At 43.0% G+C, this 10,290-nt stretch carries 10 protein-coding genes; 9 read left to right on the plus strand and 1 reads right to left on the minus strand.

From position 1 onward, the window contains the following. The first annotated feature begins 1,113 nt into the window (after positions 1-1,113). From NWQ57_RS15425 to NWQ57_RS15460, 8 genes are all read left to right on the plus strand, one after another. Positions 1,114-2,604 carry a SulP family inorganic anion transporter gene (locus NWQ57_RS15425; RefSeq protein ID WP_306023053.1) on the plus strand — a complete coding sequence of 497 codons (1,491 nt, stop codon included), beginning with the start codon at positions 1,114-1,116 and terminating at the stop codon, positions 2,602-2,604. Positions 2,605-2,614: 10 nt separating this feature from the next. Then, positions 2,615-3,481, plus strand: coding sequence for a universal stress protein (locus NWQ57_RS15430; RefSeq protein ID WP_306023054.1), 867 nt, complete (start codon positions 2,615-2,617; stop codon positions 3,479-3,481). Between the two features lie 15 nt (positions 3,482-3,496). After that, entirely contained in the window at positions 3,497-3,835 is a 339-nt protein-coding gene (locus NWQ57_RS15435; protein WP_306023055.1) for an FKBP-type peptidyl-prolyl cis-trans isomerase, read from the plus strand. Positions 3,836-3,847: 12 nt separating this feature from the next. Then, on the plus strand, positions 3,848-4,489 hold the full coding sequence (gene grxB, locus NWQ57_RS15440) for a glutaredoxin 2 (protein WP_306023056.1): 642 nt from the start codon (positions 3,848-3,850) through the stop codon (positions 4,487-4,489). A gap of 96 nt (positions 4,490-4,585) precedes the next feature. Then, entirely contained in the window at positions 4,586-5,668 is a 1,083-nt protein-coding gene (locus tag NWQ57_RS15445) for a PLP-dependent cysteine synthase family protein (RefSeq protein ID WP_306023057.1), read from the plus strand. A gap of 152 nt (positions 5,669-5,820) precedes the next feature. After that, positions 5,821-6,396, plus strand: a complete 576-nt coding sequence (locus NWQ57_RS15450) for a hypothetical protein (RefSeq protein WP_306023058.1) — start codon at positions 5,821-5,823, stop codon at positions 6,394-6,396. Between the two features lie 158 nt (positions 6,397-6,554). Beyond that, the gene (locus tag NWQ57_RS15455) at positions 6,555-8,444 is read left to right on the plus strand and encodes a GGDEF domain-containing protein (protein ID WP_306023059.1); all 1,890 of its coding nucleotides are present in this window, start codon (positions 6,555-6,557) and stop codon (positions 8,442-8,444) included. Between the two features lie 235 nt (positions 8,445-8,679). Further along, positions 8,680-9,054: a hypothetical protein gene (locus NWQ57_RS15460; RefSeq protein ID WP_306023060.1), complete on the plus strand. Its 375-nt coding sequence runs from the start codon at positions 8,680-8,682 to the stop codon at positions 9,052-9,054. A gap of 87 nt (positions 9,055-9,141) precedes the next feature. Here NWQ57_RS15460 and NWQ57_RS15465 read toward each other — a convergent pair whose 3' ends face one another. Beyond that, positions 9,142-9,579, minus strand: a complete 438-nt coding sequence (locus NWQ57_RS15465; RefSeq protein WP_306023061.1) for a MarR family winged helix-turn-helix transcriptional regulator — start codon at positions 9,577-9,579, stop codon at positions 9,142-9,144. Positions 9,580-9,719: 140 nt separating this feature from the next. On the opposite strand from NWQ57_RS15465, the gene NWQ57_RS15470 reads away from it, so the two are divergent. After that, the gene (locus tag NWQ57_RS15470; RefSeq protein ID WP_306023062.1) at positions 9,720-10,148 is read left to right on the plus strand and encodes an organic hydroperoxide resistance protein; all 429 of its coding nucleotides are present in this window, start codon (positions 9,720-9,722) and stop codon (positions 10,146-10,148) included. Positions 10,149-10,290: the final 142 nt, after the last annotated feature.

A 10,290-nucleotide genomic window follows, 5' to 3' on the forward strand; every position in this document is an offset into this window, starting at 1 on the left:
CGCTTTGCATATAGCGGTTTTAGAAGCGCTTTTTCAGCGAGTAAAATTCCCACCATGATGCAATTGTATGGATAATCTTTCCTTAAATTCACGCTTAATCCATTTCAGTTTTAGGTAAAGTGAGGCCCAAGCTTTCGCAGCAACTAAAGCCTTGTATGTTTCATGTTAATACAACCATTTTTAATTGAGCGACTAGTTCCTTTAGTAAGAAAGTCGAATAACCTACACAAATAATAAACGGAAAAAACAGCACCAGTCCAAAAATATGGGACTCTTCTTTTTTCATATATCGGCTTGGAATAAAAAACTTTTTACCCACCACTTTTAAGCAAATTTTGTTGAAAACACAGAAGTATGCGAAGAAAAACCATAGCAAGCTTACTAATGCACCTTCTGGCCGCAAGAAGGCAAAAATAATACAGCAACCTAACAATACCCAATGAAAATGGGGATATGGTTTAAATGGAATCAACCTTGACCTCTAATATTTCCCTGTAACATAACAATTTATTAGTCGACTAATTGGGGTGATTAAACACGGCAATTGTCCTATTGTAAACAGGTAAATTATTTACACTATCTTTACGTTTCTCTTCTATAAGTCCTTTTTTATATTTGCGCAAAACTTAGCTGTCGAAATACCACATTTGCCGGTGTTCTACTCTTATTGAACGCCCCCCTAGCGACAGTAAATCCATACACAATTTCACAAAGAAAATGACGGTCCAATACGAACGACTATGTTTCACTTTATGATTTTGCAACAGGCGTCAAAATAGGGTTTTAAGGTTGGACCTGTTGCACCCATGTATGCGCTTGCCACCCAAATTGCGTCAAACATGGTTAACAAAGGTCAGTGATATTGTTTTGACCCTTCAATGCCTGTGCACAATCAAGTAAACTACGCGTCAAGTTGATTCATTAAAACCGTGATTTTGACATGCAATTACCACACTCCTTGTTTTGAGCTTGCAGTGTGTGTCGTCTTCATACCGACTTGTTCACTGTGAACCTTGCTCGGTAAATTTTTAATTTGAATTTTATTACAGCCTCACGTTATATCAATCAGATACCGCGGTAGGCTCAACTATGTTGGATAAAACAAGGTAGATCATGTTCGAAAAATATAAACAAGAGTGGTTCTCAAATGTGCGAGGCGATTTACTTGCAGGAACCGTGGTGGCTTTGGCCTTGATTCCTGAAGCAATTGCTTTTTCAATTATTGCTGGTGTTGATCCTAAAGTGGGTTTGTATGCCTCTTTTTGTATCGCGGTGATTATTGCTTTTGTCGGTGGTCGTCCGGGCATGATTTCTGCGGCAACGGGCGCGATGGCCTTATTAATGGTTACCTTGGTAAAAGAACATGGCTTGGAATATTTGTTGGCCGCGACCTTACTCACCGGTTTACTGCAAATTCTCGCGGGCTACTTAAAGCTCGGCAGTTTGATGCGCTTTGTTTCGCGCTCAGTGGTGACGGGTTTTGTAAATGCCTTGGCTATTTTAATTTTTATGGCCCAATTACCTGAATTAACTGACGTGACGTGGCATGTATATGCCATGACTGCTGCTGGTTTAGGCATTATTTATTTGTTTCCTTATTTACCTGTTATCGGTAAAAGCATCCCCTCTCCTTTGGTGTGTATTGTGGTATTAACCGCAGTGGCCATGATGGTTGGCTTAGATATTCGTACCGTGGGCGATATGGGTGAGCTACCCGACACATTACCTATTTTCTTGTGGCCAGACGTGCCGCTTAATACAGAAACCTTAATGATTATCTTGCCCTACTCTATCGGGTTAGCGGTTGTGGGGTTGCTGGAGTCAATGATGACAGAAACCATCGTCGATGATTTAACCGATACCACCAGTGATCGTAATCAAGAGTGTAAGGGTCAAGGTATGGCTAACATTGGTGCTGGTTTACTAGGTGGTATGGCCGGCTGTGCCATGATTGGTCAATCCATTATCAACGTTAAATCAGGTGGCCGCGGCCGCTTATCGACCTTTGTGGCAGGTTTATTTTTAATTATCATGGTGGTGTTTTTAGACCAGTGGATTAAGCAAATTCCCATGGCCGCTTTGGTCGCGGTAATGATCATGGTATCGATTGGTACGTTTTCTTGGACCTCGATTACTGATCTTAACAAAAACCCCTTATCTTCAAGTATTGTGATGATAGCAACGGTCATTGTAGTGGTATTTACCCATAACTTGGCCTTAGGCGTCATGGTGGGTGTGCTGTTGGCTACCCTGTTTTTCGCCAATAAAATCGGCCGCTTTATGGTGGTTAAATCTGACAATACTGAGCAGAGCGACGAGCGCACTTACCAGGTTATTGGCCAAGTGTTTTTTGCTTCTTCTGAGCAATTTGTTGCCTCTTTTGACTTTAAAGAAGCGGTCGAAAGGATCAAAATAGATTTATCTCAGGCCCACTTTTGGGATATCACATCGGTATCGGCACTAGACAAAGTGGTGATTAAATTCCGTCGTGAAGGCGCCTCTGTTGAGTTAATCGGCATGAACGATGCTACCGCCACAGTTGTTGACAAGTTTGGTGTGCACAACGACGCAGCCGAAGTTGAAAAACTCATGGGCGGCCACTAAGGAGAATAATATGAATAAAATAATAGCCTGTATCGATGGCTCGGTAGTAACCAGTGCCATTTGTGAAGCCGCCGCGTGGTCAGCAAAGCAATTAACCCAACCCATTCTATTTTTGCATACTATTGAGCGCCCGCAGCAACACGGCGCCGATGATTTAACCGGCGCCATTGGTTTAGGCGCGCGCAGCAGTTTATTAAAAGAAATGGCAGCACTTGACGAACAACGAGGCAAGTTAGCACTGAGTCATGGCAAAGAAATGTTAGCTGCGGCCGCTGACCACGTGGCCCGTTTAGGCATCGTGGATATTGAACAAAAACAACGTCATGGCGATGTGATAGATGCGATTAGTGAGCTAGAAACTGAAGCACGTTTGGTGATTGTGGGCCGCAGTGGTGAAGGCCATGAAAGCGCTGGTACTAAAGCAAAGTTTAAAGTACTCGGTTCGCACATCGAGTCATTGATCCGCAGTGTACATACACCTTTGGTGATAGTACCGAGTACTTTCAGCGCGCCGAAAAATTTCATGCTGGCCTACGATGGCCGTGAAACCGCCGACAAAGCCATTGATAAGATTATCAGCGGCGGCTTGCTCAATAGCTTAGCGTGTCACTTAGTCATGGTAAAAAATAATGAGTCAGCCCAAGCCGAAAAGCTTGCTGGCGCAGAGGCTAAGTTAAAAAGCCAAGGTTTTACGGTGACGGCGACCTTACTCGAAGGCAATATCGTTGAGTCACTGCTTAGTTATCAACAACAAAACGCTATCGACTTGTTGGTTATGGGCGCCTTTGCCCACTCTAAAATTCGCCAATTGTTTTTGGGCAGCAATACCATTGGCATGATAGAGCGCAGCACTAGCCCGCTGATCGTTTTACGTTAAAAAAGTAGCAGCATCATGGAAAACGCAGTCAAAATTGATGACATCAAAGTAGGGACAGGGGCCGCAGTAAAACGCGGCGCCTTAATTACGGCCCATTACCGCGGCTGGTTAGAAGACGGCACCGAATTTGATTCGTCTTATAAAAACGACGCCCCCTTTCAAACCGTTTTAAGCAATAAACGGGTGATTCAAGGTTGGGTGTTGGGCTTACAAGGCATGCAAGCAGGCGGTAAACGTAAGTTGTGGGTACCGGCCCATTTAGCTTATGGTGAAAGACAAGTTGGTGAGATGATACCTGCCAATGCCAACCTACAGTTTGAAATTGATTTAATCGAAGTGCTAAACAGAGACTAGGAAACGACCATCATGAAATTGTATCAATATCATCATTGCCCCTATTGCGTTCGCGCTGACATGGTGGCCAACTATAAAAATGTTCAACATGAAAAAGTGTATTTACTGAATGATGATGAACAAAGCTGTTACGACTTGGTGAATGCCAAAATGGTGCCTATTTTACAGTTAGATAACGGCACTGCCATGGGCGAGAGTTTAGACATTGTAGCTAAATTAGACGAAGTAGGTGATACCAGTAAAGTCATTGCACCTAAGGCCACGGGTGATGAAATAGACGCAATGTTTGCTGCAATTAAAACCTCTACCCGCATATTGACGTATCCGCGCACTATCCTTATCGGTTTACCAGAATTTGCCACGCAATCTGCCTGTGACTATTTTCAAGCTAAAAAAGAAAAGATGATTGAGATGTCATTTGCACAAGCCATGATGATGTCAGAAAAACACATCGAGATTGTTAACCAAGTACTGGCCACCCTTCCCTCTTTTTCAATCAGTGCGGTGTTGAGCATGGATGACATCCTCACTTTCCCGATATTACGTAATTTGAGTATGGTAAAAGGTGTCGTGTTTACGGCTAATACCTTAAGTTACATTCAGCATATTGCAGCACTGACTCGCAGTGAAACATATTTTGCAAAGGCTATTTAACAGCGATATTTACCCATCAAATTTGCTGAGTAAATCTGGCATTATTGCTAGCGCACAGTTAACTAAGGGCACATGCTCACAATCCACAGGTATAAAATGAGCCTTATTAATACTAAAAAAGAGTGGTTAGCCAAAGCAATTGGCATCATCAACGCTGATTTTAACCGGTCATCAGATACCCATTTAATTAAGGTCGATTTGCCTTGTTTTAGTGGCGTGTCGTTGTATTTAAAAGATGAGTCGACTCATCCTACTGGCAGTTTAAAACACCGATTAGCCCGTTCGTTGTTTTTGTATGGTTTGTGTAACGGTTTGATCAATCAAGACTCTACGATCATTGAATCATCCTCTGGCAGTACTGCCATTTCAGAAGCGTATTTTGCGCGTTTATTAGGCTTGCGTTTTATTGCGGTAGTACCCAAGAGTACCGCCAGTGAAAAGATTAAGCAGATTGAATTTTATGGTGGTGAATGCTGTAAAGTAGAGCCCAGTGAAATCTACATCAGGGCGCAGCAACTCGCGACTGAGCTGAACGGCCATTATATGGATCAGTTTACCAATGCTGAACGTGCCACCGATTGGCGAGGCAATAACAATATTGCCGACAGCATTTTTGCCCAAATGGCCTTAGAGCCCCATAAAATACCCAGTTGGATTGTAGTAAGTGCTGGTACTGGTGGCACTTCAGCGACTATTGGTCGCTATTTGCGTTACAACCCAGAGTTACACCTGCACACACAATTAGCTGTGGTTGACCCTGATAACTCCGTATTTTATGACTATTTTCAACACCGTGACGTGACGCTGACAAGTGGTAAAGGGTCGCGTATTGAAGGCATTGGCAGGCCGCGAGTCGAACCGTCATTTTTACCCGATGTTATTGATCAAATGATCCACGTGCCTGATGCGGCATCAATCGCGACCATGCGTTGGCTTGAGAGCATTTTAGGCCGAAAATGTGGCGGCTCCACGGGTACCAACGTTTACGGAGCGCTAAAACTCATTGCGCAAATGATCAAAAACAAACAACAAGGCAGTGTGGTCAGCATGATTTGTGATTCTGGCGAACGTTATCTCAACACCTATTACAACGATGAATGGGTTGCCCAGCAGCAACTCGATTTAGCGCCTTACACTCAGCAATTAGAACAATTCATTAAAACGGGCGAGCTTAGCTAATTGCTATAAGCTCGCCATATTTCTGACGCATCGTAAATATGCCTAGAGTTACAGTATCACAAAGAATGTAAGCCATTGATTAATATAACAATAAACTCAATGGCATAAACTCTGCTAAAGCTAACTCAGTCATTCTAGTCATTGAGTTAACTGTGCTAAATACCACTTCTTTTGCGCCCATTTTAGTGAACAGCGCCTTGCTGCCTAATAACCTTAGGTTGAACCAAATTACCACTGGCCGCGCTGACATATTGCCTTCTTTGATGCCCCATCTAGCATTAGCCAGTGGCGTTAAACCCGCTCATTATTTGGCACAAACCGATGAGTACATGGTTCTTGAAACCAGGCAGTTACTGAACCGTTTAGCGAAGGTGATGCAAAGCGATGAACTACCGGCAATGTCAGCGTTTTACTTAGAACTTAAAAATAATCGTTTATGTATCAAAAGCCCAGCAGGCGAAATACCGACCTTAAGCGTTAAGGCCAATCAAGATCCATGGTGCATTGGCGCTTTTAGCTGGTTACACGCTAATTATGTGGCCCTCGTACACTCTGTGGAGTTAAGACATTTTGCTGCGCTTTACCAGCGCAATAAATCACAAGCTTTATTACATTATCGCCATTTTGACGAGCCCAACAATGGCCTGCTTTGCAGATTAATGTATCAAGCCGAGGCATTGACTCTGTGCTGGGAGTCGCCCCATGAGTTGTTTTACCCCATAAAGTAAATAAGCTCAGTTGTGGTCACTTAAGGCAGAGATAATGACCCTCGTCACTTATAGCTGACCAACATTTAATGCGCACTCACCCTTACCTTACGGTGCTACCTTAGGTATCATTAGCGCCCTTGCAAGCGCGCTAACTACTTAAAAGTAACGTCTATTCCATGTCTCATTATTTGTTGTTAAAACAGCACGTTGTCACTTTTTATATTGTGCTGTTATGCACACATTTTTTTATCGACTCTGTGGCCAATGCAAATGAAAACGACCGCGCTGATAGCATTATTTCCTTGTTTAAAACCAATAAACCTGCTTCAGCACAGCAGGCAAATAATTTATTACACGAGTTAGAAAACCTACTTACCAGTGATGATTTAGCCCGTCAAAAAGAATTAATACGCCTAAGATGCTGGAACCAAAAAACCGACACTAACGAACAAATCAGCGCAGCGATTGCTTATGCCGACAAACAACTTGTTAGATTTAGTGCAGAAGCACCCTCCCCTACCACCATTGATCTCACAATATGTAAAACGGCCTATCAACGTTATCTTGGCCAAGTGGCAACGACCCTGCAAGATCTTACACAGGCAATTAATCAAGCTTACGATATTGAAGCGCCACTTCTGATTGCTCATGGGCGCAGTCAACGGGGCGCTTTACATTCGTATCAAGGTAACTACTCTGCGTCACTAGAAGACTTACTCGCAGCGCAAGAATACTATGAGTCACAAAACCTCAGCTATTGGGCCAACATTAATTTGGGTGAATTAGCTGCAAGTTATCGGCGCTTTGGTGATGCAAAAACCGCCTTAAGATACCAATTACAATTAGCCGATATCTACGCAAAACAAGGTAATCAGGCTGAAGCCAATTACGTTAATATTCAAATAGCCTCCAGCTTGGAGCAATTGGGCCAATTAGAAGAAGCCAATCAGCGTTATCAAAGCAGCCAGCAGTTTTTTAGTGGTAGCCAGCCCGTCATGGCGGCCGATATGAGCATGAATATCGCTAATAACCTGATTACCTTAGGGCAATACCAGCAAGCATTAAGTCTGTTACAACAAGCGGCAACTGTAATTACTCCCGACTACAACGCGCCTTACAGTTTTTTGCAGTTATATTTGGCCAATGCTCAGCTTAAGTTAAACCATTACCCCGCCAGTTTGGAGGCCCTGCAGAAGGCTGAAAACGCGTTTCAAATTGATAAAAATCAACGGGGTTTGATTCAGGTACAAGAGTTAAGAAGCGATGTATATGCTGCGAGTGAAAACTGGCAAGACGCCTATTTTGCCCTGCATGATCATCTTGAGCTACATTTAGCACAAGACAAAACAGTATTAACCAAACTTAACGCTGAACTGCAAACGCGCTTTGATACCGATAGAATCAAACATGAAAATAGCTTGTTGTTACAACGCGCCAAAGATAAAGAAACCCAGTTAATTTTGTCGCAGCGTAACCAAACCATGCAAATTATTATCATTGCACTGGTGGGGGTTATTCTTATATTGGTATCCATATTTGCTTATAAACAGCGCCACGGTAAACACCAATTCAAAAAACTTGCCTTTACCGACGAGCTAACCCAAATAGCCAATCGCCGAGAAGCCTACATGCAGGCTGAGCAATGGTTTGCCCTTAGTCAAAAGCACCATAAAGCCTTTTCGCTGATCTCGTTTGATGCTGACCATTTCAAAGGGGTTAACGATAAATTTGGCCATGATATTGGCGACAAAGTCCTCATTCATCTCGCGAGTATTGCCTCTGACCTGATCCGCAAAGACGACTTAGTGGGTCGTGTTGGCGGAGAAGAATTTATTATTGTTTTACCCAACAGCGATATTCACGTGGCGCAGGATATTGCTAATCGACTCCTGCGTCGTATCGAGCAATATGATTGGTCATTAATTTCAAGTGGATTAAAACTAACCGCCAGTGCAGGTGTGGTGAGTTATCAAAATGAACACAGCTTGTCAGAGCTATTGTTAAAAGCCGACAAAGCCTTGTACGCAGCGAAAAGCGCAGGACGCAATAAAGTTGAAGTTGCTTAAGTTGTATAGTGGGTAGCAAGCCCAAAGGGTAATCTCAGAGAATCCGCAATAGTAAGCGCTTGAGCCTTTTTATTAACTGGCATCAACATGTTGACTGAACAAAGCGCGTTTATTCCAATTAGTCTTCTATACTTTTTTCTCAAGAGTCCACAGTTTGACAAGCGAAGCGTTTGCAAACAGTGGTAAGCATTCTCTGATAACCCAGGTTTTACGCTTATTTACAGGAAGGAATCTAATGAAAGTAAAGAAAGAAAACATACCGGTTGTAATGGAGGCGCCAGGCATGATCATGCGCTCGTTGTCAGGATTAGGAGAAATGACGGTTGTATTTCATGAACTCCCAAAAGGCACCGATTTTACCCCCTTACTAGTGGGACTCAATAATGACAGTTGCCATTGCCCCCATTGGGGTTACATTTTTGAAGGTACCTTTCGCTTTATCTATGATGATGGAAAAGAAGAGACTTTTACAGAGGGCGACGTATTTTATGCTCATCCTGGTCATACCGCTATTGTGGATGAAGACCTTAAGTTTATTGATTTTAGCCCGAGTAAGGAATTAGCCGAAGTGATGGAAAATGTAGGAAAAGTAATGGCTTCAATGGGTTAAACCACACCCTTGCTATGTTCCCTCTCTCTGTTTACCGTGAGAGGGACACCTAAACCAGCGTCATCACCCTCTCCTACTTTAGCCTCGCTAATTCTCTTTTAAATCGCCCACAACTAAATCTAATAACTGCATTAATTGCCCTAGCTGGGCAGCATCAACTTGGCTAAATTTGCACATTATTTGTTTAGGGACTTCAGCAGCGTCCACCTTCAACCCTTGCCCCTGATGAGTTAGTTTTACCAGACGTTTACGTTTATCGTCTTGATCTTTGACGATAGTAAGCAAAGCCTTATCTTCCATTTTTTTCAGTATCTGCGTCATCGCCCCACCATCAATGGACGTCGTTTGAATCAATTGTGCAATAGTGATCTGGTCTTGCTGCCAGAGGGCCATCATGACCACGTATTGGGGGTAAGTTAGGTTTATTGCAGCTAGTGGTTCTCGGTAGGCACGAGCAATACTGTTCGACGCCATGTACAAGCGATGACATAACTGGTTTTTTAACTGTAATTGTTCAAATGCCACAGTAGAGCTCCAACAGGCTAGGTTGAAAAACAACGCTTTAACAATAATGCGCACATTTTAATTTGCATGCAAAGTATTTACAAACAGAATCGTCTTGTCTATTATTTTGCATGCAAAATAAATAACTATTGGAGTTTGCAATGAACAAATTACAAAACGTAGCTTATACCGCAAAAGCGACTGCAACCGGCGGACGCGAAGGTATTGCTAAATCGGATGATGGTCGCTTAGATGTCAAACTGTCTACCCCAAAAGGGTTAGGCGGCGACGATGGTCAAGGCACTAATCCCGAGCAATTATTTGCCGCAGGTTATGCAGCCTGTTTTATTGGCGCACTTAAATTTGTGGCGGCCCAACAAAAACTCAATTTACCCAGCAATACCCATATTAAATCTGAAGTATCTATCGGCGGCATCGAGAACGGTTTTGGTATTGCAGTAAAACTGGCCGTGTCTTTAGGTGATATGGACAAAAATCAAGCACAAGCCTTAGTGGATAAGGCACACCAAGTATGCCCATATTCAAACGCAACCCGCGGTAATATCGAAGTAGAGCTATCGCTTATTTAAACACTCTTGTTGAACGTTTATTTACCTAGCGGATCTTCTACTCATTGAGTTTGAAGATCCGTGTCACTGACAAACCCTGCAATCGGTGATGCCCCCAAAAGCCTTCATTAACGTTAATGGCATACTTAGCGCCTTAAAGGTT

Origin of the sequence: Paraglaciecola sp., from assembly GCF_030730205.1 — a bacterium.
GTDB lineage: Bacteria > Pseudomonadota > Gammaproteobacteria > Enterobacterales > Alteromonadaceae > Paraglaciecola.

Coding starts and splice junctions, on each gene's coding strand:
- NWQ57_RS15430 (WP_306023054.1), top strand. CDS start 2,615: ATGAATAAAATAATAGCCTGTATCGATGGCTCGGTAGTAACCAGTGCC.
- NWQ57_RS15460 (WP_306023060.1), top strand. CDS start 8,680: ATGAAAGTAAAGAAAGAAAACATACCGGTTGTAATGGAGGCGCCAGGC.
- NWQ57_RS15435 (WP_306023055.1), top strand. CDS start 3,497: ATGGAAAACGCAGTCAAAATTGATGACATCAAAGTAGGGACAGGGGCC.
- grxB (WP_306023056.1), top strand. CDS start 3,848: ATGAAATTGTATCAATATCATCATTGCCCCTATTGCGTTCGCGCTGAC.
- NWQ57_RS15455 (WP_306023059.1), top strand. CDS start 6,555: ATGTCTCATTATTTGTTGTTAAAACAGCACGTTGTCACTTTTTATATT.
- NWQ57_RS15445 (WP_306023057.1), top strand. CDS start 4,586: ATGAGCCTTATTAATACTAAAAAAGAGTGGTTAGCCAAAGCAATTGGC.
- NWQ57_RS15470 (WP_306023062.1), top strand. CDS start 9,720: ATGAACAAATTACAAAACGTAGCTTATACCGCAAAAGCGACTGCAACC.
- NWQ57_RS15425 (WP_306023053.1), top strand. CDS start 1,114: ATGTTCGAAAAATATAAACAAGAGTGGTTCTCAAATGTGCGAGGCGAT.